This window comes from Pseudomonas sp. ZS1P83 (genome assembly GCF_054897825.1).
Window position 1 is genome coordinate 3275622 of the sequence record NZ_CM142706.1, and the last position, 21196, is coordinate 3296817.

Sequence of the window (21196 nt, forward strand, 5' to 3'; positions counted from 1 at the left end):
AAAAACTAAACCCCGCTAGGTGCGGGGTTTGGTTGGCCAAGTTGGGTAAGCGGTACGTTCTGCGATTGGCGCGTTGCAACATCGCCGCCCGGCACTGGAGGCCGGTTGTTCACCCGCCTTCCTTCGTTGATCGTCAGAAGGCCTGTGTCTACCAGCGACTTCATGTAATTCGCCCGGGCAGTGGAGTCACCGCTCAACAGGCCGTCGCGGTTGTGCTCGGCGTGAATCCGCCCCAAGTCAGAGGGCTTGACCAGCCAGCGCAAAATGCATCCCTCCCAAATTTCGAGGTAGGGGTCCAGGCTGTACTGAAGGAAGCCTAGGTTTTGCTGTTCGATACCCGACCCCCAGCTTGTGGACTTCTCTACATCTCCCACCAAGTGCGGCGGAACACCAAAGAACCTTGCAAGCTCACTGACTTGAAACTTCCGCGCAGCCATCGTCTCGGCGTCCTGCGGGCTCACACCAATGGCCTGGGTCGTGAATCCACCCTCAAGAATCCAGAGCCGTTTTTTAACCGGGCCGCCGGATATCTCTTTGAAATTCTCCTCAACCTGAGCGCGCTGTTCTTTGTTTAGAACCTTGCCCTCGCCGGTCATGAGCAACTGGGGCGACTTGGCACCATTGGCATAAAAGTCCCGCTGCTGGTCTTCCATCGCGACCGCAACGCCTGCACTTTTCGCGGCAAACGCAATCGGCGAAAGGCCAACGAGACCATTGAATCCGAAGCCCTTGAGGTGAAAGATTTCAGCCTGCTTGAAATCAGCGTATTCGCTGTCCCTGCGGTACCGATAAATAACCTTCCGACCCTCGAGCCTGACGTCCATGTTGGCCGACAGGAGTGGGAGCAGGCTGATCGCGTCACCGACACTATTGCGCTCGATCAGCGCGTAAGCGTTTCCGTAATAGCAAAGCTGCATCGTCATCGACACCCGAAAGTCGAAGGCAGTCATGAACGAGTTGGGGCTGTAGCGCAGAAGGCGGGCCAGTGGGTTCTCCAGACCTACCTTCGTGCGGTCATCGCCTCTTGTTTCGAACACATCCAGCGGCATACATGCGGTAACGCTGCAGATCAGGCGCACACATGCGAATACCGTGGATATCTGGAGCGATCGCTCATCGTTGACGACCGAATCACCCACCACCCCTGACGCTGAAACGGGACCAGTCTGCGATCCCTTGTCAGGAGTAACCAGGCGGCCGCCGACAAAGAAGCTCGCCATACGCGCCCAGAAAGGACTGCGAGTGCGCAGGTCTATGCTGTAGTCGGTATCTGCCATTACATACTCATCGGTCTGGAGAGGAAGTCGTCGACGGAGCCCTGCAAATCCGTGTTGGCTAGGATTCGGCCTATCGTCATGATCAGCGCTACCGCGCCGTCGATCTTGTTGTCGTCGCCCTGCTTGATCGGACGCACTACGTCGTCATTACCCGGCAGGTTCTTCCCGATTACGTTTGCGATGCACCAAGTCATGATTGGGTTGCCGTCGTGATGGAATCGCCCGGCAGTGATAGCCGCCTCGAGCTCCTTCATCGGATCCGACATGTTGGTGTAGTTCTGCGTGATCGTGATCGGATTGAAACCCTCGTCGTCAAGGTCGTGGCTCAATCCCGTGGCGCCGTGCGGGTCAATCGGGCACTCGCGAACTGGTGCTTGGTGGTTGGCTTCCTTGGTGTCTTCGAGGATCTCGCGGTAATCGATCTCGGCGCCGTCGGTTACTTCCAGATGCTTGGAGTTGATCCAGGCCTGAAACCGTTCGGACATCCGCTTGTTGTCGCTGTTGTAAGCGGTGTCATAGGGCACCCAGAACTTCGGGCCGACACTGTAGTAATGCGTCTTTCCATCGATCACTCGCCAGAACAAGCGAGCCCTGGAGTTCATGTCCAGCTTGCGTGCCAGGTCGAAGCCTGCAATCCACTCCTGGCCCTCGAACTGCTCCAGGGTGAGCGTGGTGTCTTCGCACGATTTCCAGTCTTCCATATTGAAAAAGCCGGACTTGGCGCTGACCCACAGGTTCAGGTGCTTGGTTTTGAACGTGTTGGTGAAGCGTGCGGACCGGATCGCCCTCGCCTGCTGGCTCTCCAGATACTCCTGAAAAACCGAAACCCCATGGTTCGGGTTGGCCTTGGCCAGCATCTTCGGATCGGTCCAGTCGTCTCCCTCGTCAAGCGTCCAGATCCAGCCGAACAGTTCTTCGTCAGGGACTGTGCCTTCCAGCATCTCAATGACCTGGCGGCGCTTGTCATAGCACGGGCCTTCGATGTCGGCGCCGGCGGTGGTGATGATGAACATCAGCGGCTGGCGACGGGCGCCCATACCGGTGAGCATGGTGTCGTACTGTGCCGACGTTGGGTGTTCGTGGTATTCGTCGATGATGGCGCAGCTGGGTGATGCACCGTCGCCCGGGTTGCCGATCAGCGGCTCAAAGCGGCTGAAGTCGGACGGGATGTTCATGTTCGAGGCATTCACCTCAATGCCGGCTGCCTGCACCAGCATCGGCGACTTGGTCACCATCAGCTTCGCCGGGCGGAACACTTCCCATGCCTGCTTCTCAGTGGTTGCCCCTGCGTATACCTCGGCTCCGTACTCCCCATCTGCAACGAACATGCAGATGCCCACACCGCCAGCCACAACAGATTTCCCGTTCTTGCGCGGCACCTCCCAGTAGCTTTCGCGAAACCGCCGATGGCCACCCTTCTTTTTGACCCAGCCATAAGTGACAGCAATGCCGAACAGCTGCCACGGCTCCAAGGTAATCAGCTGCCGCTTGAACGCCCATTCTCCTTTGGTGTGCGGCAGCAACTGCATTAGCTTGAGCTTTTTCTCGGCCTTGGCCGGATCGAACTTGTATCGATACCCGCGCTTGCGACTGGCGGCCAGGTCGTCGAAGTGCCGCTGGATCGCCTGGTGGACGTACCGGCAGGCCGGCACCTTCCCGCGAAGCACAGACCTTCCCCAAGCCATCGCCTTGTCGACGTTAGGGTGCAGGGATTTGGTCATCAGGATCTCAGCAGGCTGGCGAATTCGTTGGTTTCTTTCTCCTTGTTGCCGCCTATCAGCCGGGTTCGGCTGGCCGGATCAAGGCCGAGCATCGACCCGAAGGTGACCATCTGCCGCATTGTTTCGTTGGCAGCTGTCAGCGCAGGATTTTTCATCGGGCCGCCAGTGGCGCCTTCCACCACGATGCCGTTTTGCTGGATCGATTCCTGAGCCATCCGCCAGTTGTCGTAGGCCACGCAGAACGCCTCGACGTTATGCAAGTCGGTGAGAGCGACCACGTTTTCGCGTAGCAACTCTGGGACAATCATCTTCCACATGGTGGCGGCTCGATCGCTCAACCACTCAGGCGGGTCGACATTGGTGATCTTCGAGAACTGCGGCTCGTCCTTGTTCAGCGCACGCTTGCCGGGGTTTCCGGCCAGTGCTTTTTTGGCCGTCGGCTTGGGTTTGCGACCACGGCCGGCGACCGTGGCGGTGCCTCCCATCGCGCAACTCCTGAGTTTTTAATTTCGCGGGTGTAAGAAAACGATTGAGGGCGCGGTCTAGAAGCCAAAGACCCTGAACTTTCGACCCTCCCCCTCCCCATGAGCGCGAATCGCTCTCATTTGACCGAATTTCACTGTTTTTTCGGGGTTTTTCTGCTTTCAGCGGCGCGCATTGCCGAATCCGCCGTCTTCTGCGGCCGTCTTCGCCGAGTGGCACGGACCGCACAGGCTTTGCCAGTTGGTCTTGTCCCAGAACAGGGCCATGTCGTTCTTGTGCGGGATGATGTGGTCGACATCGGTGGCCACTACCACCAAGCCACGAGCCGAGCAGTGACGACACAGTGGGTACTTGGCAAGAAAGCCAGCTCGGGCCTGCTGCCACTTGTAGTTGTAGTGGCGCTTGGTGCTGCTCTCTCTGGGCTTGGCCCTAGCCGCGCTCTTCAGTAGGTGAGCATGATCGTCACAGTAGCGTGGGTTGCGCGTGAGCGTGTTGCATCCCTGGGCATTGCATGGCTTCTGCGGCCTCAGCGGCATGGCGTGCCATCCATGTAGGTGAGGGGCTGTGCATCAGAGTCTTCAGGCTCGTCCTCGGCCATCGCCTGGATCAGCAGGCCCTGTTGCTCTGCCATCCGTTCGAGGATTGCTGTCTGCTTCTTCTGCTCGCTCAGTATCTCGGCGAGATAGGAGATCGCTTGCCCGCTCATATGCTACTGCACTCCACTTCTTAATCCACTCGCGCCGGGCGGCGCATCCAGTGCACGCCATGACCGGTCACCTACTTGGTCAGCTTCGGTTGCAACACAACGCGAGCAATCATCACCAGGAGGCCCAGCACGCCATAGGCGATTGGTGGCAACACTGCCTGAAGCGATGGCATCAGTTGCTCAGCCACGCCAAGGGCAGCGATTGCACCACCGGCCTGAACGCTGGTCATGCTCAGCGCTTGTTTCCAGTTGTCGATCAGTTGCATGGGTCACTCCTGCCGCTTGGGCAATTTGAAGTCGGTGAATCGGTCAGCCAAGGCGGCAACCTTCTTCACGCCGAGGGTGCCGATACAGGCGCCGACGGCAGCTGCAAGGCTCGATGGGAGGTTGAAGTATTCGAGCAGCGGGAATGCCCCTGCGGTGATCGCGCCACACAGGCACGACTCAAGCAGGGCTTGTCGCCGGCTACCTCCACCGTAGATGACACGCAAGAAGGCGATCCAGCACGACAGCGCAGCGGCATATAACATTGGGGCGTGCTGACTGAGCCAGGCCATAACAATGAGCCAGGTCTCTGGGTTCTTCTCTGGCATATGTGACATCCGGCATCCTCCCTTGCGGGGAGCGAGATAGGTTCGGCCCCAACAGCACTCCCAGCTCGGAGCAATGGGTGTGGTGGAGCCGAGAACGAAAAAGCCCCGCACGATGGCGAGGCTTTGGGGCAGAAAGCAAAAAGCCCAGCGGATGGCTGGGCTTTGGCGTCGTCTCTCATAACGCGCAAGATCGACATGATGGGATTAATTTCGCTCATCCGCTCACTGATGTCAACAAGCAATCACGCAGCCTTTTCGATGAGCAATCCTTCGGCCTCCAGGATCTCGCCGGCATGAGCCAATGCATCATTGACCAGGTCATCTGCCGCTTGATTGATCGACTGACGCCACCGGCGCCGGGTTGACTCTGGCGTGCCATCGTTATCCCAGGTATTCATGTCGTAGAAGCTGTCTTTCAATACGATCATGTCGGCAGACCGGGACTCGTCTTTCTTTGCCTTGGCCTTTCCAGCAGCCACAGCAGCTTTCACCATGGAATCACGACGCCATGCTGGCGCATCCAGCGGAATATCGACAGATACCGAGCTCACGACTTTTGGCCGAGCTCCCTTCAACTGCGGAATCGCCCAAGCTGTGACAGCCTTATAAAGGAACAACTTCGGCGCCGGGGTGGTGATTAGGGTTTGCAGCGCAGCCAGCGCCTGAACCTTGCGGCCTTTATGCGTGCTGTATTTGGCGACCAGGGCATCCCAATGCTTTGGTTCCAGCCCGTGGTGCAGTCTGGCCGAAACCCAGCAATCCACCTGAGTGCGATCGATGCTGCTGACACCGCGAGAGCGAACCAGTGTCGCAAGGTCCCCGCCCTCTTCCTCGTCGGCAGAGTTGTACAGCTTCTGCCATGCCTGTTTGCTGGTGTTGTCTATGGCTTCAGCAGCGAGGGCCGAAACAACTGCATTCAGAATGCCTGGATAGATCATTGTTCAATCCCCCGTAAAGTTCGATCCGCCGGCACCGCGGCGGTTGTTCTGCTGGTATTGCGCCTCTGGCCCGGAGGACTGACGCCTGATCACCTCATTAACCTGCTGTATCGCTGTACGCACTCGCAATCCGAGTTGAATCACCAAGTCCTGCATCAGCAATGGCTCAAGCGTCTCGGCATGAACGTAGCCGGAGGAATGGCAGCCGATGCATTCGAGCTGATGGAAAACACCTTGGATCAAACCGGCGCCATGGCAGGACGGACACTCGGTCATCGGGATCAGGTGACGCACAAAGGCGGGTCCATGCTGCTTTTTCATCATTTTTAAACCTCGCCTATGGTTGTTTCTTGAATAGCCTCGCAAGCCTTATGTTCCGTGGCTTGCAGCGCATTACCAGAATCTCCCGTTCTAAAGCCGGTCAATCCGTGAATGTGATTGAAACCCTTCTGGTCTAGATGGGCGTGCCACTGTTCCAAGGCATCACGCTTGCGGCTCATCACGTCCGACTGGATGTACACCTTCACGTTGTGGCCCATCGCGTGGTTGATCAGCAGCTCACCGATCAGGTGATCAATGCCGATATCTGCCCAGCCGGTGCGAGCCACCTTGCGCAGGTCGTGACTGGTCCACTCGCCTTTCCCCAACCGGGTGAACACGGCGCTGGCCTGACCTTCGCTCATTGGCTTGCCGTTGCGCGCTGGGAACACGTACTGACCGTCATACCCATTGGCGTATTGCCAGTCGCGGTAACGGAGCAAGATCGCGCACATCTGCTCGGTCAGTGGCAGGTGGTGCTCGACGCCGGTCTTAGTGTGATCGCCGGGAATGAACCACTCGCGCTCAGCCAGGCTGATGTGCGGCCATTGGGTCAACCGGCTCTCCCCGATGCGCGTGCCGTGGCAGAGCATCAACAGGGCCAGCATCGCGTCACGTGGGACAGAGACGAAGACCTCGGCCAACTGCTCCAACAGGTCAGGCAGTTGCACACCGCGCAGCCGGGACGGCTTGATCCCGACCTTGGCTTTTGAGAAGTCACTGAACTTGATCCCGGCCATGGGGTTAGTGGCAATCAGACCCAGCTTGAACGCCTGGCGGAAGGCCAGGGCCAGCAACTGGAAGACCAGACGCACGTAGTCGATGGACAGGGCCTCCTGCAATGGCCACATCAACTGGCTGTCGAGAGCCGCCTTGTCGACGCCAGTCAGCGGCAGATCACCCAGACGCGGTATCAGGTGGCACTTGATTGCCGAGGCACCGGTCTTCTTGCGCTTGCTCGACAGGTTGCGATCACGGGCCATGCGCTCCGCGTACCAAGCCAGCAGCTCACCGACCGTGGCCCACTTCGACATGCTGGAGCCCTCACCCGCCTCCAGGCGCAGGCGAATTGCCGGGAGCGCTGAGACGACCTGCTTTGCGCTGAGTTCTGGGTAATGACCGATGCGGTTCCACTCGCCTTTCAGAACCAGGTACCACGATGCCCGATCGCGCGCCTGAGTGAAGCGCAGGTACAGCCCGCGGTTCTCAACGTCCCGGAGATCCCGCACGCCGCCGATGGCCTGGCGCTTGATCTCGGCGTCGGTGATCTTCACTGCTGCGGTTTTCATGCAGCCACCACTGTAGGGGTGAGCCGAAGGTAAGCGCGGATCTGCTCCATCGCATCGAAGTGCCCGCGACATACCACCGCGAGATAGCCCTGCTCGTTGAGTTTGCGAATGCGCTCGTGCTGGCTCGCCGAGATCGCGGCGTCGTTCGGCGGCGTGGCCTTGAACTCGATGTACAGGCCGAAGTAGCCGCCGCGTGCCATGGTCAGCACCAGGTCAGGAATACCAGCCACCACGCCCTGCTGCTTCAGCTTCGCCGCCACGGCCTTGTGACGGTGCCCGCCATTCGGAACGTGGTACATCAGATCGGCGACGCCCGGGTGCCGGATGCGCAGCTCAGCCATCAGCGCAGCCTGCTCAAGGCCTTCGCGGTCGATGGACTTGGCACGCGCAGGCGTCTGCTTGAACAGCTTTGGGGTGAACGGCTTCATTTGCGCTCACCCCGCGCTTTGCGCTGCCGGTCATTGATGCGACGGCACACTTCGTAAAGCGCCCAGATCGCGAGGATCATCAGGATAAGCAAGGTTTTCGGGTCGATCATGCTGCCCCCTTCACGGTAAGGATTCCGGCCAGGATCAAGGCCTCGTGTGTTTCAGCGATGGCGCGCGGCATGTCCTGCCAATCGATGTCGCCGGCGGCGCGGCCGTCGATAACGTCATGGCAGGCGCTGCACGCGTAAACGGCGACAGTGTCGAAGCCCTTCATGCCCATGCCCTTTTGCCCGCAAGGCAGATGGGCGAGCACAGTCGTGGCCGGGTCGAAGTTGCATGCGCCAGATACGCGCACGGTGCAGTCTTGGCCGTTGGCCGAGGCGCGGAGTTTCTTCGAGGTCACGCGCATACCCGCTCCCCCGTGATTACATCGACAACTTCGTAGGTGGACGGCCACATCGCCTGGCCAAATTTCAACGCCGCCGATGAATGCTCGAACAGTGCGACTGCGCGGTCTGGCTTGTCGGTCAGCTCCCACTTGTATCCGCAGCAGTGCACTGCGAAGCGGTAATCGGCGGGATTGGTCGGTGCAAAGCGGGAATCAGCCACGGGCACCTCCCAGCATGGCGCGCATCTGGGCCAAGGCATCCTTTCCTGCCTCCGGGCTTGCCTTCGCTTCGGCGCGCGCGGGGAGCGCCTTGGGCATTGACTGAAGCGGTAGACCGGCCAGCAATCGGCGAATGGTGATGGTGTAATTGCGGTCGAACAGCTTCAGGCTGAGCGTCGTGTCGAGCTTGTTCAGGCTCTCGAACCCGCATTCCTTGGCTGCGTGCCAAACCGCATCATGCGACCACTTGCCCTGCCCTGCCATCCCGGGATGGGCGTTACGGCATGCCTCCCGGTGCGCGGCCGCAAGTGGCGGCAAACCCAACATTTCGGGCGTTGGCTTGCACCACTCGATGAATTGGCCAGGGCTTGGGATGAAGTCACCGGGCTGCTTTCGAACTTGGGTCATGCCGAAATCGATCTGACCCTGAGTGCAGATGCCTTCCTCGAGGAACGCTTGGAACCATTGACGCTTTGAGGCTTGGTAGGTTTCTTTGTCGGGCCAGGCTTGGCGCCACGCTGAGCGTATGGACCGCAGCTCCTTGAACAGATCATTGATGGCCGACACCAACGTGCTGTTGGCTTCATTCGCGACCAGTACTGGATCGGTCGCGGCGATGAACTCGCCGGCCTGGGCTTTGCTCCAGAGCCCCTGAGAAATCACGGAGACGTTCTTCATGGCTTAACCCCGTTCTGCCATTCGGTGTCTTCGTCATCGAAGTCGGAGGCCGGTGCTGTTTTCGGCTTGAACTGCTTCACATTCGAGGCAGCGGATCGAACTTTGTCGTTGTTGACCCATTTGACCAACATGCCCACCCATTCAGCCTGGGTGTTGACCTGGTGCTGAGGTTCGTAGTGAGCAGTGAATGCAACGCGAACTTCCTCGGTGAACAGATCAAGCGACAACCCGCGGTGCAAGGCGTAGGTTTTCAGCAGTGTTTCATCCGCCACCCAGTCGAGGGTCATTTCACTGGGCATGCGAGGATCGACAGGCTCTCGCGCAGAGAGAGGTTCTTTATTCTTCTCTACATCTTCTTTAGGTAACGCGCCGCTAACGTTTGCAGCGTTACTTTTACCGTTACTCGCCTTGTGGTTTGCCACGCGCTTTGCCGTGAGAAGCCTGTTTTTAGCGGTCTTACCATTGTGGCGCTCGAAGTGAGGAAGGCTGATCACGCCGTCGAGTTCGATCATCCAAGCAACAGACTTCATGTGCTCGCAGAAACCGATAACGCCTACGAGACGGTCGAGTAACTTTTTGCTAACGCTCGGAGCGTTACCGTTTTCTGTTTGCTGGTCGAACCAACCCCACACACGCATCAGCTTGCCGACGACTGCATCGGGGTCGATATCGGCCAAGTCCGCGATCTGGCAGACCTCAGGCTTGTCCAGGGTGGTGAGTTCGAATTTGATCCAATCGCCGGCCATTACGCGGCCTCCTGCATTAGTTCAGCGAGACGTGTAAGGCCCTTCGGGGTGACCATAGGATCGAATGCTGCGCGCTCAATGCCGGTTTCAGGGTCTGGCTTCAAAGCGGTGACCTTGTGGGTCATGTGGCCGGTGGTAATGCGCGGCTGATAAGCAACCCAGCGCTTGCAGCCGTGCCGTCGGAATATCCATCGGTGCTGCTCAAGCCATGCGAATAGACGCGCCGGAGCCATACCAAGCTGCTTGGCGGCATCAGTGATGCAGATTGCTCCGCCTGCAGCTGCGAGCCGCTTGATGGCGGCTACCTTCGGGGCCTGGTCTGAAATCAGGCGCTGAAGCTCACCATTCTTGTCTGCCAGATCGGCGGCAAGGCGGAGGGCTTCGGGAAGGGATTGCGGGATCGTGACAACCTGTCGTGACACGTTTTCGAGTTCGGCCAAACGTGTCACGACACGATGGCGAAGCGGGATGCTGTAGCCGGTCAGCAGGGTTTCCGTCAGGACGCGATCAAGGTGGAATTCGGCGGTGTACCCCCGCCCATCCTTGACCTCCTGGAGATGGCGCAGATCTGCGCCATCGTCTGCCAGAGCCTTGCGCATCACCCGGATGTCACGGATGACGTCCTTGTGCTGCTTGCTGGTGAGATCGGCGATCTCCCGGCTCGACATGGTGACCGTATTGCTTGGAGCGACGATCGTGTTCATAATGGCCCCTCAGAGTTGTACGCTTTAAAGAAGCCGGTCTAGCCACCGGCTTTTTTTCGTCTACGTTTTTTGTACTGGATGAATCACCAGCTAAAGCAATTCACTTTCGGTTTACTTGGTCAGCGTTGATAATTGGCCCATCATCAAGCGGTTGAACGGCTGGGAAACGAATTACGCGGCAGTGCGGTTGGCTTTCAAAACCCGTTTATGAAGGGCCACGATTGCCTTACCGACCTCGTAACGGGCACTCCCGCCTTTCGTGATTCTGAAAATGGTCGGCTGAGTCGTCTCGCACTGTTCGGCGATTCGAGCCTGGCTCCAGCCGTGCTGTGCCAACTCGGCCAGCATTTCTGTAATGGTCATAAGGGCCTACCAATGCGATTTGTAATATCTGCGATAATACGCAACCGAATTACAACAGGCAATACACTTCGACCTCCTTTAATACGCCGGGTCGAACAAATGACGATCGCAGTGCGGCTGCGCACAAAAATGCTGGAAAAGGATCTATCGGAAAATGAGCTGGGGCGCCGCTCGGGTGTGCCTCAGCCAACGATTCATCGAATTTTGAACGGTGATAGCAGTACGCCAAGAAAGGCCACACTCGAAAAGCTCGCCCGCGCGCTTAGCGTCACGCCTGAATGGTTGCTGTTTGGTCCTGCCCACGGGAATGTGCTATCTGTTGCCCAACCCTACAAGGAAGCCAAGGAGTATCCTTTGATTAGCTGGGTCGCTGCTGGTGTTTGGACGGAGTCTTGCGATAATGGACAGCCGTATGAAAGGATTGCATCTGACGTAAATGCTGGGCCGAACGGCTATTGGCTTGAGGTCCAAGGTGATTCCATGACCCCTGTTCAAGGGAATGGTTTTACGCCAGGTATGCGAGTGTTGATCAAGCCCGAAGGGTTCGATCTGATCAGTGGGAAGTTCTACATTGCAAGGCTTCGGACCGACGGCGAGAAGACCTTGAAGCAGTATGTGCGTGATGCTGGAGTCGAGTATTTGAAGCCGCTGAATCCGGATTATCAAATGCTCGTAATGGATGATTCGGTGGAAATCATCGGTCGCGTGGTCGATGTGAAGTACCCAAGCACCTTCTTGTAGCGGGCACGTAACACCGCTCGCTTCAATCCTCCAATTCGAAATCCTCGCCAACAAGCGGGGATTTTTTTTCGCCTACGCAAAAAACTATTCGCTTTCGCATTAAAAAGTGTTGACCGTTTTAATTCGCAAACGTATTGTTTCTCCATCGCCGGATAACTACCGGTCAAGGACAAGGCAGCGATGAACCGGCCTCAACGGTTCAGATGGGTGGCCACTACCCAAGGCGCGCAGCGTAAAGCGATCAAAAAAAGTGTTCTGGCGGACTGAGTCGCGGCTAGAGAGAAGGAAGCAACGGAATTTTTCACTGCTGCACCTGGCTTGCCGGGTGCAGCGGGAAAACAACCGGGAGTCACGACGATGGAAACAACAATCGTAAATGGTTCGTGGAAGGGCGAACTCGGCCGTGGGCTGGCGCCTCGAGAGCTTCAGTTCCTACTCTCGGTTGCCCAGGGTCTGACGGCCAAGGAGATCGCTAAGAGCTTCGGAATTACGCCAGGCACTGTGGTCAAGCGGCTTTCAAGCGCCATGTACAAGCTCGGCGTCCACCGCCAGGCAGCGATGGTCGCCGAGGCAATGAAGCGACAGATCATTTCACCGGTCTGCGTGGTACTCGCTGCCGTGATAGCCATCCACGCAATGATCGACGACCAGCCGCTGCGTCAAAACCGCAGGGTTGGCGATCGGCGAGTCGGAGAGCTTCGGCTGGCTCGGCGCGCTGAGATAGGCGAGCTGTTTGGTTGAGCATCGCTGAAGTACCTTTACCCGAGGGTGCTTTGGGATGACAACCAGCGAGGTGACCACCCATGAAGCACGAAGCATCTATTGCCCAGCTCGAAATTCATGCCTCCAACTGCGAGAGCAACGCAGCGATCCAGGAGCGTGAAGGCGAGCATGAAAGCGCAGCGAACAACCGCACCAACGCCGCCGACTACCGGCAGGCAATCGAAGCGCTCCAGGCTGAATAGGCATCACTGCTGCACCTTGGCGACAGGGTGCATCGGGATGCGGACGAAACCCCGGCTTATACCGGCCACCTGCATCAACGCAACAAGCAGATGAACCGCCGAGCGCGGGAATTGCCCATTCGTCCCCGGATACCTGATTGCGGCTGTAGAGCTGAAAGCGCGACGAGGTGATAACGCCGGGAGCAGGAATGGTTCGCCACGCCTGCCATCTGCACCCATTCAACAGGTGGCCACTGCCTGCCCAGTGAGCGAGCGATAGGAGGATGACCATCATGAAATAGACCATAACCCGAAGATCACTGCATCTGTGAAAGGCCCGAACGTCCAACGGGCCTTTCTTTTTCCACGCCTTTATCCGTCAGTACTTTCCTCTGCGCCCAACGGCAACCAGCAGACGGGCCGAGTGCTGACGAATACACGCAACCCCACACCGAGGGATCAGCCATGCAAATGCACCCACTGATGCAAGCGCGAGTCGAAGGCAACATTGCCCTGAGCATCCGCGCGACCGCGGCCACCGCCGAGTTCTACGCAATGATCGGCAAGGACGCACCAGTACGCGCCGTTCGCTTCCAGGTAGTCAACAAGGGCGAGAACGCCTACCACGTCATCGAGCGGTCCACCAACAAAGTGAAGGGATTCCGCTTCACCTGGCGGGCAGCAATCAACCTGGCTCAGGTGCTGGAAGCGCGGGCCGACGGTGTGAAGGTCAGCATCGAGGGCTGGGGTAAATGATCGGCGTACCAATGCCCAACCCGCGAGACTCAATCCTCGCGAATCTGAACCAGCAGCTGGAGCAGTACTTCGGCGCCGGCAAATCAGTGCAGGAAATCGCACAGGGTGTCAGCGGCACAAAGGACGGCACATTCGGCACAGCCCACACCAACAAACTGCGCGCCGAGCGGGACAAGGTGGCGCCCAGGCTGAAGGAGTTGGCCGAGGCTGGCACGCCAGTTGCCAAAGCTGCGAGAGATTGCGGCATGGAAGCCAAGCGCGCCCGCCTGATAGCCCGAGAAAACGGCTTCAAGTTCACATCATGAAGCGCCTCAGCAACCAGGTGCGCCAGCGCCGACGACAGACATGGCTGGATCTACCGGCCCACGGAATTGAAGAGGTTGGCCATGGCCATGACCGCGCTGGAACGCAAACAGGAAGAGCGGAAACGCAACAAGATGACCGAGGAACAGCGGCTCGAAAGGCTGCTGTCTCGGCGCATCACGACCGATCTGTTTCATAACACTGACGCCGCCTTGAAGCGCTCGATGCAACGGACCGGAATAGAGGAAGAGCAGGACCTGCTCACTCGCCTGATCCACGCCGCCGACCGGATGACGAACGAACAGCTCGCCGAACACATTCGCATTTCGTGACAACGAAGTGTGACAACAACCCCGAGGATTCCAATGAAAGCCAACACGATTTCAATCGAGGCCGACGGCCTCAAGATCAAAGGTACGTCGGAGCGCATGGTTCAGTTGTTGATGGCTGGCATGCTCGCCCACGCCCTGCCACCAGCTGCCAACGTTCAGCCGATCACTGCCTACTCGATCCCTGCTCTGGGTGCAGAGTGGCCTGGTCAAGGCGGTTTCAACGGCGGGCTGGTAGCTGCTCGCGGCGATGTCCCGGCGCACTACCTGATCATTGCCAAAGGTGACATCGGCGACCACGAATGGGGCGGCCGTGGTAAAGAGTCGGGCGCAACCAGTAAGACCGACGGACTGGCCAACAGTGAGGCGCTCCTGTCTGAAGGCGACCACCCAGCTATCGAAGCGGTAGCCGCCTACACCGCCGAAGGTCACACAGACTTCTACCTGCCAGCCTGCGCCGAGTTGTACCACTGCTGGGTGAATGTGCCTGAGCTGTTCGCGAAGGACTGCTACTACTGGTCGAGTTCGCAGCGCTCCGCCGGCAACGCATTCGGCATGGTCTTCGGTGGTGGCGGTCAGAGCATCAACGTCAAGACCAGCGAGCTCCGCGTCCGCCCCGTCCGCAGATTCTTTATTTAATCCTTCAATCATTCGTTCTTGATCGGCACCGGGCGCAGCAGCGCCTTTTTTGTTGCCTTCAAAAAGAGGAAAGACCATGTCCCCAGCAGCTCAAGCAGCTCAAGCAGCACCAGCAGTGACCATCCCGGAAATCGGCCATCCCTTCGGCGGTGGGTTCTTCTCCGGCATTACCCGTGACCCGGACACCGGCAAGCGCTACCTGAACATCACCGCCGGCGCCGCGCACGAACTGAGCGGCGCCTGGGGCGAGTATGGCGAGAAGGTCGAAGGTGCTGAAAGCTTTACCAACAGCCGCGCCAACACCGAGGCGATGGCAGCGGCTGGCAGCGAACTGGCACAGCAGGTGCTGGCTCTGGATATCGGGGGCTTCAACGACTGGGCGATCCCGGCGCGCGATGTGCAGGAGCTGCAGTATCGCCACTTCAAGCCGACCACTGAAACGAACTGGCAGTACGGTCGCAGTGGTGACAACCCGAACAGCGAGCCTGTCGGCCTCTTGCACACCGAAGACTCGCCAGCACAGACCTCCATCGAGGCATTCAAGGCTGACGGTCCTGAAGCCTTCCGGCCCAGGGCGTACTGGTCGTCCTCGCAGCGCTCCGCCTACTACGCATTCTACATGCTCTTCGCTGATGGCAGTCAGTACTACGGCGTCAAGAGCAACGAGCTCCGCGTCCGCCCCGTCCGCAGAGAGCTTATTGATTAATTCGCTTATTTAATCCGGCCGCTTGTGGCCGGTTGCTCTTGGAGAGCGAGCCTCATGGCAATGCACACGGATTTGCAGATCTACAAAGCTTCGCTGGGCCTGCTCCAGATGGCCACGAACCTCACCCGCAACATACCGCGTGACCTGAAGCAGTCTCTTGGGAAGCGCGTCATCGATGAGTGCATCGACGTGCTGATGTTGATCGCTCGGGCCAACTCGACGCCAGACAAGCGCCCGCACCTGACCTTGCTGGTCGAGAAGGTGCAGGTGATCGAGTTCCTGATGCGGCTTTTCAAAGAGAGCCGATTCATCAGCGTCCCGCAGCATGCCAATGCAATAGAGGTCACCACCTCGATTGGCAAACAGGCGAATGCCTGGAAACGCTCCACCCCAACCGCGCCCGCCATCTGAGAGTTACGGCTTTCAGGTCTGTGCGAATTGAATCTGGTCGTGCCGCTGACCTCTGGGTCACCGCCATGCGCATCAGAGATACCGACGGTCTAAAGCGTCCGTGCAGGTCTCGCGCAGTTTCCTTGCTGATCGGCTCTGCCTTCGGCTTGGCGACGTAGATAGCACGATAGGTCGCAGCGCTCCGCCAACAACGCATTCAACATGAACTTCGATGATGGCAATCAGAACAACAACGACAAGAACAACGAGCTCCGCGTCCGCCCCGTCCGCAGATTTGACTGTTGGTCCCTACCCGTTCAGCGATCTTGTCCAGGCCTACTACGACTGCCGCCGCACGAAGCGCAACAGTGCCAGCGCGCTGGCTTTCGAAATGGACTTGGAGCGCAACTTGATCAAACTTCACGACGACCTGATCGCCGGCACTTACCGGCCAGGCCGTTCGATATGCTTCGTGGTCACCCGGCCGAAAGCCCGCGAGGTTTGGGCCGCAGCGTTCCGGGACCGCGTCGTCCACCACCTACTGTACAACCGAGTGGCACCGCGCTTCTACGCCAGCTTCATAGCGGACAGTTGCGCATGCATTCCCGGGCGCGGCACGTTGTACGCCGCCACCCGGCTTGAAGCGAAGATCCGCAGCGCCAGCCAGAACTGGTCCAGGCCGATCTTCTACCTCAAGTGCGACCTGGCCAACTTCTTCGTCGCGATCGACAAAGAAGTTCTGCGCCGGCAGTTGGCCGCGAAGATCACCGAACCCTGGTGGCTGGCACTCGCCGAACAGATCCTGATGCACGACCCTCGTGAAGACTACGAGGTGCGCAGCTCGGCCCATCTGTTCAACCAGGTGCCGCAGCACAAGCGCCTGACCGCGCAGCCTGCTCGCCTCGGACTGCCGATCGGCAACCTGTCGTCGCAGTTCTTCGCAAACGTGTACCTCGATGCACTGGACCAGTTCGCCAAGCACACGCTCGGCGCCAAGCATTACGTCCGCTACGTCGATGACTTCGTGTTTTTGCATGAGTCGCCCCAACAACTCAACGCCTGGCTGGCAGAGGTCGAAGCATTCCTGCCCAGCCTGGGCGCTAGGTTGAACCCAACGAAGACCATCCTGCAGCCAGCGGATCGCGGCCTCGACTTCGTCGGTCACGTCATCAAGCCGTGGCGGCGATCAACGCGCAAGCGATCGCTGGCCCAGGCGCTGAAGCGAACAGCAGCAGCGCCCGCCGAGGATCTGCGCGAAACCGCGAACAGCTACTTCGGCCTGCTCAGTCAGGCCAGCCACAGCGAGAAAGACAGGAAGCAGCTGGCCCGCGTCGTGTTGCTGCGCGGCCACAGCGTCAATGGTGCGCTGACCAAGACCTACCCGAAGAAATAAACCAACTTCAACGAATCACGCCAACCGGCGAGGATCCACTATGTCCGCACAACAGAAGAAACACCCCTTCGATTTCAAAACTCAATACGGACTCGGCTTCAGCACTCAGGACGATGAAATCGTTGTCGACTTCTTCTGTGGTGGTGGCGGAGCCGGTACCGGCTTGGAAATGGGTCTGGGCCGCACGGTGAATGTCGCGAAGAACCACAGCCCCCAGGCAATCAGCATGCACACCGTGAATCACCCGGGCGCCGTGCACTACACCACCGACGTGTTCGACGGTGATCCGGATACAGAGTGCGGCGGCAAAGCTGTTGGCTGGTTCCATATGTCGCCGGACTGCACACACCACAGCCAAGCGGCCGGCGGCCAGCCGCGCAAACGAGAGATTCGAAACCTGTCGTGGATCGGTCTGAAGTGGGCAGGCAAGAAGAAGCCCCGCGTCATCAGCCTGGAGAATGTGAAACAGATCCTCCAGTGGGGGCCGCTGATCGCGAAGCGCTGCAAGGCTACAGGCCGAGTAATGAAACTGGGCGGCAGCATTGCCGAGACCGGTGAAGTTGTCCCAGTTCATCAACAGTTCCTGGTGCCTGACCCGCAGCGGCGCGGTCAGACCTGGGCAACCTTTGTGGCCGAGCTGCAGCACCTTGGCTATGTCGTTGAATGGAAAGTCCTCCGGGCCTGCGATTTCGGCGCGCCGACCAGCCGCGAACGCCTATTCATGATCGCTCGCTGTGACGGTGAGCCGATTGTCTGGCCAGCACCGACCCACGCCAAGCACCCGGTGAAGGGCCAACAAAAGTGGCGCACCGCCGCTGAGTGCATCGACTGGACGATTCCGACCAAAAGCATCTTCGACCGGCCAAAGCCATTGGCTCCTGCCACCCTGCGCCGGATCGCTAAGGGCATGAAGAAGTTCGTCATCGATGCGGCTGACCCATTCATCGTGCCGATCGCGAATTGGTCCGGTGAAAGCGTTCAGTCGGCACACGACCCGCTGCGCACCGTGACCTCTTGGCCGCGCGGCGGATCATTCGCCATGGCCAGTCCAATCATCGCGCCAGCCACGCATCAGGGCAGCGATCGGATCAACGACCCACACGCCCCGCTACCGACGGTGACCTGCGCCAACCGCGGTGAGTTAACGCTGATCAGTCCGACGTTGATTCAAACCGGATACGGCGAGCGCGTCGGCCAAGAGCCGCGAGTGCCCGGGCTGGATCAGCCGTTGGGTACGGTGGTCGCCGGGGGCGTTAAACACGCACTCGCCGCGGCGCACCTGGTGAAGTTCCGGTTTGCTGATGAGGGCAAGGCGCTCGACGAGCCGCTTCCAACGATCACCAGCGGTGGCAACTACCAGCGCCCGGCCGGAGCCGCCCACGCAATGGGCATCTCGACGGTGTTCATGGCTCAGATGAACGGTGGCTTCAACACCACCGACGCCAAGAGCATTGAAGACCCTATGACCACGGTGACAAACACCGGCAGCCAGCAGCAGCTGGTGACCGCCAACCTGGTGCACCTGCGCGGCAACTGCGATGCGCGGGATGTCGCTGATCCGCTGCACACCATCAGCGCCGGCGGAACTCACCACGGCTTGGTCACGGCCTTCATGGAGCACCAGTTCGGCGCCAGCGTTGGCCAAGCCGTCGATGAACCGGCACCAACGATTACGGCGGGGGGTGGCGGCAAGAGTTCACTCGTCGAGTTCCAGCTTTCGCCTGAGGTTGAAGCCGGTGCACTGCGGGTCGCGGCATTCCTGATCAGCTACTACGGCACCGAGAACGTGAGCGGTGCCGGTGAGCCAGCACCCACCATCACCACAAAGGACCGCCTGGCACTGGTGACCGTGACGATAAAAGGAACGCCTTACGTGATCGTCGACATCTGCCTCCGGATGCTGCAACCAATTGAACTGTACAAGGCTCAGGGCTTCCCGGCCGACTACATCATCAGCCATGGCGCCGACGGCAAGCCGTTCACCAAGACCCAGCAAGTCCACATGTGCGGCAACAGCGTCAGCCCGCCACCGATGGCTGCACTGGCTCGCGCCAACGACCCATGGAAACACTCAGTCCAACAAAAGGAGGCTGCATGATCAATCTCTTCTGGCGCCTGGTCGCCAAGCTGCTTGCACAACCGGCAATAGCTGACTGGTTAATCGCCCGCGCCAAGCGCACGCCTTACCTGCACATCATGTCCGCCGACGGCGCCGAGATGTACATGGGCCGCTGGTGGTTGTTCAACCCATACGACCGGGACACCTACAGGTCCCGGCTCTGGTGGTGCCCATGGTCGTTCCGGATTCACCACATCAAGCGGCCAGACAGTGACCGCGATCTTCATGATCACCCATGGAATGCCCGAACGATCATCCTGCGCGGTGGCTACACCGAACAGCGGCTACTGGATCACGACGACCCATCGCTGGCAGGCCTGAACGTTCCCGCCTCGGCACAAACCACCGAATACATCGACCGAAGACCGGGCGACACAGCATCACTGAGTTACGGCGAGTACCACCGGATCGACACCGTGGCCGACGGCGGAGCCTTCACCCTGTTCATCAGCGGCCCATACCAGGGCACTTGGGGTTTTCTGGTCAACGGCATCAAGGTGCCTTGGCGCACCTACACGGGTACGGACAATTGAAGAGGTACTTCAAAGTGAGCGAGCCAAAAGTGATTTACCTCGGCCCGGCCTGCGAGGCCAGCACCGGTGACGGCAGGAGCTGGGCAGAGGACAACCCTTGGACTGATTGCGAATGCGGCCATCGCCCAGTGCAGTACGTACTCGGCGAGACCTTCGAACGCATGAAGGCCGAGCGTGACGCCCTGCAGCTGCGCCTGAACGCAGCGGATCAGCGGATTGATGAACTGACTCAAGTGCTTGAGCGCGGCAAGCTTTGGATCGGCCAGTTTCGCGCTTGGTATGGCGATTCAGGCGTTGTTGCCGAAGACCATCTGATGATCATTCGCACGCTGAAAGGTCTGCCGCATCCGCCGACTGAGTTCGACAAGCCACTCACCCCCAATCCCGAGGCCGCTGATCAATTTCGTGACGCCGCGAAAATGATCGGCATCGAGCGCATGCCTCCAATGGAGTACGACGAGCCATGAACGAAGCGAGCGCGGAAGAGCAATTCGATAGCTACTTTGCCCTGCCGGTCAGAATCAACATCTCCGAAATGCTTTAACTCCCTCCCCCTTCAAAGTCAGCCGCTATAGCGGAAAGGACGAAGTCATGCCTGACGAAAATGAAATGATGAAAGATGCCTTCAAAAAACACCGTACGGCTGTAGCTCGTAGCCTTGTCGAGGGTGAATCTCCGCTCGCCTGGCATCATGCCGTCGAGCTGGCGGATGACCTTGTCAGCCTCTCCAGCTTCGAAGCGGCTTGGAGCTCTTCCCGCGATGCCCTGCTATCCGAAGATATCAAGCAGCTGATGTTGTTTTACGACGCGACGGATCTGTCGAACTTGATCGACCAACAGTCCGACCACGTCAAGGTTCTCCAGTTGAGGCTCGCGCCATACCTGAAAGAACCCCACCCAATCAGCCGAGTCAGGGAGGGTTGAGCATGATCATCCCAGTCTATGCCCTCGCCTACATGGCCTGGCTCATCTACAAGGGGCCGCGGCGATGAACAGCAATGAAGCTCGCGCTCTGTTCTCCGGCGCAAACCTCAACTACTCGGTTATCACCCAGAAAAACATGCAGCGGCTTCGGACGTTGATCAACAAACAGATGAAGGATAGCGGCCTAATCAAAGGCACCTTCAGCTGCCACCAGCGAGCCAAAATCCGCGAAGGCTACGCCGAGATTCGGTGCCGGTCGTTCTACTTCGATAGTCGCGAGGCGGTCACCTTCAACACCGACGGCTTCATAGGGTTCGCTGGCTGGGCTGACGAGAAGAACATCCAGCCGGTGCTGGCTGGGTTTGCTGACTGGGTGAAGGAGATTACGCCATGACCCACCAACCCAAAGGCGGTATGTGCCGCACCTGCGTTCACGCCCACCGCAATTGCAGCCACCTGCCATTCAGCACTATGCCGGCAATCGCCCGGGACGCTCAGACCGTGATCGTCCGTTGCACTGAATTTCAGAGACGGCCGCAATGAGCTGCTACTCAATCTACGACAAGAA

Annotated in this window: 32 protein-coding genes; 15 read left to right on the forward strand and 17 right to left on the reverse strand. The window is 58.9% G+C overall.

Annotated elements, in window-relative coordinates; translation table 11 throughout:
• Positions 1 to 5 precede the first annotated feature (5 nt).
• From ACYZT0_RS15635 to ACYZT0_RS15715, 17 genes are all read right to left on the reverse strand, one after another.
• Positions 6 to 1277 (reverse strand): phage portal protein, encoded by a 1272-nt coding sequence (locus tag ACYZT0_RS15635; protein ID WP_462042003.1) that lies wholly within the window; start codon positions 1275 to 1277, stop codon positions 6 to 8.
• Positions 1277 to 2998 (reverse strand): terminase large subunit, encoded by a 1722-nt coding sequence (locus tag ACYZT0_RS15640; protein WP_462042004.1) that lies wholly within the window; start codon positions 2996 to 2998, stop codon positions 1277 to 1279. The genes ACYZT0_RS15635 and ACYZT0_RS15640 overlap by 1 nt, the downstream gene beginning before the upstream one ends.
• Positions 2998 to 3483 (reverse strand): phage terminase small subunit P27 family, encoded by a 486-nt coding sequence (locus ACYZT0_RS15645; protein WP_462042005.1) that lies wholly within the window; start codon positions 3481 to 3483, stop codon positions 2998 to 3000. Before ACYZT0_RS15645 ends, ACYZT0_RS15640 begins: the two co-directional genes overlap by 1 nt.
• Before the next feature lie 159 nt (positions 3484 to 3642).
• Complete coding sequence (locus tag ACYZT0_RS15650) at positions 3643 to 4017, reverse strand: HNH endonuclease signature motif containing protein (protein WP_462042006.1); 375 nt, start codon at positions 4015 to 4017, stop codon at positions 3643 to 3645.
• Positions 4008 to 4187 (reverse strand): YebO family protein, encoded by a 180-nt coding sequence (locus ACYZT0_RS15655; RefSeq protein ID WP_462042007.1) that lies wholly within the window; start codon positions 4185 to 4187, stop codon positions 4008 to 4010. Before ACYZT0_RS15655 ends, ACYZT0_RS15650 begins: the two co-directional genes overlap by 10 nt.
• 71 nt (positions 4188 to 4258) lie before the next feature.
• On the reverse strand, positions 4259 to 4453 hold the full coding sequence (locus ACYZT0_RS15660; protein WP_007995563.1) for a DUF7940 domain-containing protein: 195 nt from the start codon (positions 4451 to 4453) through the stop codon (positions 4259 to 4261).
• A 3-nt stretch (positions 4454 to 4456) separates the two neighbouring features.
• The gene (locus ACYZT0_RS15665) at positions 4457 to 4789 is read right to left on the reverse strand and encodes a phage holin, lambda family (protein ID WP_462042008.1); all 333 of its coding nucleotides are present in this window, start codon (positions 4787 to 4789) and stop codon (positions 4457 to 4459) included.
• A gap of 233 nt (positions 4790 to 5022) precedes the next feature.
• Complete coding sequence (locus ACYZT0_RS15670) at positions 5023 to 5718, reverse strand: hypothetical protein (RefSeq protein ID WP_462042009.1); 696 nt, start codon at positions 5716 to 5718, stop codon at positions 5023 to 5025.
• 3 nt (positions 5719 to 5721) lie between these two features.
• Positions 5722 to 6042 carry a hypothetical protein gene (locus ACYZT0_RS15675; protein ID WP_462042010.1) on the reverse strand — a complete coding sequence of 107 codons (321 nt, stop codon included), beginning with the start codon at positions 6040 to 6042 and terminating at the stop codon, positions 5722 to 5724.
• Positions 6043 to 6044: 2 nt separating this feature from the next.
• Positions 6045 to 7325, reverse strand: coding sequence for a tyrosine-type recombinase/integrase (locus tag ACYZT0_RS15680; RefSeq protein WP_462042011.1), 1281 nt, complete (start codon positions 7323 to 7325; stop codon positions 6045 to 6047).
• Positions 7322 to 7753, reverse strand: coding sequence for a VRR-NUC domain-containing protein (locus ACYZT0_RS15685; RefSeq protein ID WP_462042012.1), 432 nt, complete (start codon positions 7751 to 7753; stop codon positions 7322 to 7324). The genes ACYZT0_RS15680 and ACYZT0_RS15685 overlap by 4 nt, the downstream gene beginning before the upstream one ends.
• Before the next feature lie 106 nt (positions 7754 to 7859).
• Positions 7860 to 8162, reverse strand: coding sequence for a nuclease domain-containing protein (locus ACYZT0_RS15690; RefSeq protein ID WP_462042013.1), 303 nt, complete (start codon positions 8160 to 8162; stop codon positions 7860 to 7862).
• Positions 8153 to 8362, reverse strand: a complete 210-nt coding sequence (locus ACYZT0_RS15695) for a hypothetical protein (RefSeq protein ID WP_462042014.1) — start codon at positions 8360 to 8362, stop codon at positions 8153 to 8155. The genes ACYZT0_RS15690 and ACYZT0_RS15695 overlap by 10 nt, the downstream gene beginning before the upstream one ends.
• Positions 8355 to 9038: a replication protein P gene (locus ACYZT0_RS15700; protein ID WP_462042015.1), complete on the reverse strand. Its 684-nt coding sequence runs from the start codon at positions 9036 to 9038 to the stop codon at positions 8355 to 8357. The genes ACYZT0_RS15695 and ACYZT0_RS15700 overlap by 8 nt, the downstream gene beginning before the upstream one ends.
• On the reverse strand, positions 9035 to 9784 hold the full coding sequence (locus ACYZT0_RS15705; RefSeq protein WP_462042016.1) for a DnaT-like ssDNA-binding domain-containing protein: 750 nt from the start codon (positions 9782 to 9784) through the stop codon (positions 9035 to 9037). The genes ACYZT0_RS15700 and ACYZT0_RS15705 overlap by 4 nt, the downstream gene beginning before the upstream one ends.
• Positions 9784 to 10488 carry a phage antirepressor KilAC domain-containing protein gene (locus tag ACYZT0_RS15710; protein WP_462042017.1) on the reverse strand — a complete coding sequence of 235 codons (705 nt, stop codon included), beginning with the start codon at positions 10486 to 10488 and terminating at the stop codon, positions 9784 to 9786. Before ACYZT0_RS15710 ends, ACYZT0_RS15705 begins: the two co-directional genes overlap by 1 nt.
• 171 nt (positions 10489 to 10659) lie before the next feature.
• Positions 10660 to 10851 carry a hypothetical protein gene (locus ACYZT0_RS15715; protein WP_462042018.1) on the reverse strand — a complete coding sequence of 64 codons (192 nt, stop codon included), beginning with the start codon at positions 10849 to 10851 and terminating at the stop codon, positions 10660 to 10662.
• Between the two features lie 99 nt (positions 10852 to 10950).
• Here ACYZT0_RS15715 and ACYZT0_RS15720 point away from each other — a divergent pair, with 99 nt between their 5' ends.
• The 15 genes from ACYZT0_RS15720 (at position 10951) to ACYZT0_RS15790 (ending at position 21022) form a co-directional block, all read left to right on the forward strand.
• Positions 10951 to 11592: a LexA family protein gene (locus tag ACYZT0_RS15720; RefSeq protein WP_462042019.1), complete on the forward strand. Its 642-nt coding sequence runs from the start codon at positions 10951 to 10953 to the stop codon at positions 11590 to 11592.
• A gap of 357 nt (positions 11593 to 11949) precedes the next feature.
• A complete protein-coding gene (locus tag ACYZT0_RS15725) occupies positions 11950 to 12333 on the forward strand; it encodes a LuxR C-terminal-related transcriptional regulator (RefSeq protein WP_462042021.1) in 384 nt (127 codons plus the stop codon).
• A 62-nt stretch (positions 12334 to 12395) separates the two neighbouring features.
• Entirely contained in the window at positions 12396 to 12557 is a 162-nt protein-coding gene (locus tag ACYZT0_RS15730) for a hypothetical protein (protein ID WP_462042022.1), read from the forward strand.
• Positions 12558 to 13001: 444 nt separating this feature from the next.
• Entirely contained in the window at positions 13002 to 13292 is a 291-nt protein-coding gene (locus tag ACYZT0_RS15735) for a hypothetical protein (RefSeq protein WP_462042023.1), read from the forward strand.
• Entirely contained in the window at positions 13289 to 13597 is a 309-nt protein-coding gene (locus tag ACYZT0_RS15740) for a hypothetical protein (protein ID WP_462042024.1), read from the forward strand. Before ACYZT0_RS15735 ends, ACYZT0_RS15740 begins: the two co-directional genes overlap by 4 nt.
• An 81-nt stretch (positions 13598 to 13678) precedes the next feature.
• Positions 13679 to 13927 (forward strand): hypothetical protein, encoded by a 249-nt coding sequence (locus tag ACYZT0_RS15745; RefSeq protein ID WP_462042025.1) that lies wholly within the window; start codon positions 13679 to 13681, stop codon positions 13925 to 13927.
• Between the two features lie 33 nt (positions 13928 to 13960).
• Positions 13961 to 14563: an Lcl C-terminal domain-containing protein gene (locus ACYZT0_RS15750; protein ID WP_462042026.1), complete on the forward strand. Its 603-nt coding sequence runs from the start codon at positions 13961 to 13963 to the stop codon at positions 14561 to 14563.
• A gap of 76 nt (positions 14564 to 14639) precedes the next feature.
• Entirely contained in the window at positions 14640 to 15269 is a 630-nt protein-coding gene (locus ACYZT0_RS15755) for a DUF1566 domain-containing protein (protein ID WP_462042027.1), read from the forward strand.
• Positions 15270 to 15323: 54 nt separating this feature from the next.
• Entirely contained in the window at positions 15324 to 15680 is a 357-nt protein-coding gene (locus ACYZT0_RS15760; RefSeq protein WP_462042028.1) for a four helix bundle protein, read from the forward strand.
• 211 nt (positions 15681 to 15891) lie between these two features.
• Positions 15892 to 17052: an RNA-directed DNA polymerase gene (locus ACYZT0_RS15765; protein ID WP_462042029.1), complete on the forward strand. Its 1161-nt coding sequence runs from the start codon at positions 15892 to 15894 to the stop codon at positions 17050 to 17052.
• Positions 17053 to 17092: 40 nt separating this feature from the next.
• Positions 17093 to 19150 carry a DNA cytosine methyltransferase gene (locus tag ACYZT0_RS15770; protein WP_462042031.1) on the forward strand — a complete coding sequence of 686 codons (2058 nt, stop codon included), beginning with the start codon at positions 17093 to 17095 and terminating at the stop codon, positions 19148 to 19150.
• Positions 19147 to 19704, forward strand: coding sequence for a hypothetical protein (locus tag ACYZT0_RS15775; RefSeq protein WP_462042032.1), 558 nt, complete (start codon positions 19147 to 19149; stop codon positions 19702 to 19704). Before ACYZT0_RS15770 ends, ACYZT0_RS15775 begins: the two co-directional genes overlap by 4 nt.
• A gap of 14 nt (positions 19705 to 19718) precedes the next feature.
• Positions 19719 to 20171: a hypothetical protein gene (locus tag ACYZT0_RS15780; RefSeq protein WP_462042033.1), complete on the forward strand. Its 453-nt coding sequence runs from the start codon at positions 19719 to 19721 to the stop codon at positions 20169 to 20171.
• 124 nt (positions 20172 to 20295) lie between these two features.
• A complete protein-coding gene (locus ACYZT0_RS15785) occupies positions 20296 to 20628 on the forward strand; it encodes a hypothetical protein (RefSeq protein ID WP_462042034.1) in 333 nt (110 codons plus the stop codon).
• Positions 20629 to 20692: 64 nt separating this feature from the next.
• On the forward strand, positions 20693 to 21022 hold the full coding sequence (locus ACYZT0_RS15790; RefSeq protein WP_462042035.1) for a hypothetical protein: 330 nt from the start codon (positions 20693 to 20695) through the stop codon (positions 21020 to 21022).
• Positions 21023 to 21196 lie beyond the last annotated feature (174 nt).

Excerpts from the sequence above, each read along its gene's own strand:
- ACYZT0_RS15660 (WP_007995563.1), bottom strand. The coding sequence starts at position 4,453 with ATGCAACTGATCGACAACTGGAAACAAGCGCTGAGCATGACCAGCGTT.
- ACYZT0_RS15725 (WP_462042021.1), top strand. The coding sequence starts at position 11,950 with ATGGAAACAACAATCGTAAATGGTTCGTGGAAGGGCGAACTCGGCCGT.
- ACYZT0_RS15635 (WP_462042003.1), bottom strand. The coding sequence starts at position 1,277 with ATGGCAGATACCGACTACAGCATAGACCTGCGCACTCGCAGTCCTTTC.
- ACYZT0_RS15650 (WP_462042006.1), bottom strand. The coding sequence starts at position 4,017 with ATGCCGCTGAGGCCGCAGAAGCCATGCAATGCCCAGGGATGCAACACG.
- ACYZT0_RS15655 (WP_462042007.1), bottom strand. The coding sequence starts at position 4,187 with ATGAGCGGGCAAGCGATCTCCTATCTCGCCGAGATACTGAGCGAGCAG.
- ACYZT0_RS15685 (WP_462042012.1), bottom strand. The coding sequence starts at position 7,753 with ATGAAGCCGTTCACCCCAAAGCTGTTCAAGCAGACGCCTGCGCGTGCC.
- ACYZT0_RS15665 (WP_462042008.1), bottom strand. The coding sequence starts at position 4,789 with ATGTCACATATGCCAGAGAAGAACCCAGAGACCTGGCTCATTGTTATG.
- ACYZT0_RS15745 (WP_462042025.1), top strand. The coding sequence starts at position 13,679 with ATGGCCATGACCGCGCTGGAACGCAAACAGGAAGAGCGGAAACGCAAC.
- ACYZT0_RS15760 (WP_462042028.1), top strand. The coding sequence starts at position 15,324 with ATGGCAATGCACACGGATTTGCAGATCTACAAAGCTTCGCTGGGCCTG.
- ACYZT0_RS15790 (WP_462042035.1), top strand. The coding sequence starts at position 20,693 with ATGAACAGCAATGAAGCTCGCGCTCTGTTCTCCGGCGCAAACCTCAAC.
- ACYZT0_RS15735 (WP_462042023.1), top strand. The coding sequence starts at position 13,002 with ATGCAAATGCACCCACTGATGCAAGCGCGAGTCGAAGGCAACATTGCC.
- ACYZT0_RS15785 (WP_462042034.1), top strand. The coding sequence starts at position 20,296 with ATGCCTGACGAAAATGAAATGATGAAAGATGCCTTCAAAAAACACCGT.
- ACYZT0_RS15705 (WP_462042016.1), bottom strand. The coding sequence starts at position 9,784 with ATGGCCGGCGATTGGATCAAATTCGAACTCACCACCCTGGACAAGCCT.
- ACYZT0_RS15730 (WP_462042022.1), top strand. The coding sequence starts at position 12,396 with ATGAAGCACGAAGCATCTATTGCCCAGCTCGAAATTCATGCCTCCAAC.
- ACYZT0_RS15770 (WP_462042031.1), top strand. The coding sequence starts at position 17,093 with ATGTCCGCACAACAGAAGAAACACCCCTTCGATTTCAAAACTCAATAC.
- ACYZT0_RS15645 (WP_462042005.1), bottom strand. The coding sequence starts at position 3,483 with ATGGGAGGCACCGCCACGGTCGCCGGCCGTGGTCGCAAACCCAAGCCG.
- ACYZT0_RS15710 (WP_462042017.1), bottom strand. The coding sequence starts at position 10,488 with ATGAACACGATCGTCGCTCCAAGCAATACGGTCACCATGTCGAGCCGG.
- ACYZT0_RS15670 (WP_462042009.1), bottom strand. The coding sequence starts at position 5,718 with ATGATCTATCCAGGCATTCTGAATGCAGTTGTTTCGGCCCTCGCTGCT.
- ACYZT0_RS15765 (WP_462042029.1), top strand. The coding sequence starts at position 15,892 with ATGATGGCAATCAGAACAACAACGACAAGAACAACGAGCTCCGCGTCC.
- ACYZT0_RS15715 (WP_462042018.1), bottom strand. The coding sequence starts at position 10,851 with ATGACCATTACAGAAATGCTGGCCGAGTTGGCACAGCACGGCTGGAGC.
- ACYZT0_RS15755 (WP_462042027.1), top strand. The coding sequence starts at position 14,640 with ATGTCCCCAGCAGCTCAAGCAGCTCAAGCAGCACCAGCAGTGACCATC.
- ACYZT0_RS15680 (WP_462042011.1), bottom strand. The coding sequence starts at position 7,325 with ATGAAAACCGCAGCAGTGAAGATCACCGACGCCGAGATCAAGCGCCAG.
- ACYZT0_RS15700 (WP_462042015.1), bottom strand. The coding sequence starts at position 9,038 with ATGAAGAACGTCTCCGTGATTTCTCAGGGGCTCTGGAGCAAAGCCCAG.
- ACYZT0_RS15740 (WP_462042024.1), top strand. The coding sequence starts at position 13,289 with ATGATCGGCGTACCAATGCCCAACCCGCGAGACTCAATCCTCGCGAAT.
- ACYZT0_RS15775 (WP_462042032.1), top strand. The coding sequence starts at position 19,147 with ATGATCAATCTCTTCTGGCGCCTGGTCGCCAAGCTGCTTGCACAACCG.
- ACYZT0_RS15640 (WP_462042004.1), bottom strand. The coding sequence starts at position 2,998 with ATGACCAAATCCCTGCACCCTAACGTCGACAAGGCGATGGCTTGGGGA.
- ACYZT0_RS15720 (WP_462042019.1), top strand. The coding sequence starts at position 10,951 with ATGACGATCGCAGTGCGGCTGCGCACAAAAATGCTGGAAAAGGATCTA.
- ACYZT0_RS15675 (WP_462042010.1), bottom strand. The coding sequence starts at position 6,042 with ATGATGAAAAAGCAGCATGGACCCGCCTTTGTGCGTCACCTGATCCCG.
- ACYZT0_RS15690 (WP_462042013.1), bottom strand. The coding sequence starts at position 8,162 with ATGCGCGTGACCTCGAAGAAACTCCGCGCCTCGGCCAACGGCCAAGAC.
- ACYZT0_RS15750 (WP_462042026.1), top strand. The coding sequence starts at position 13,961 with ATGAAAGCCAACACGATTTCAATCGAGGCCGACGGCCTCAAGATCAAA.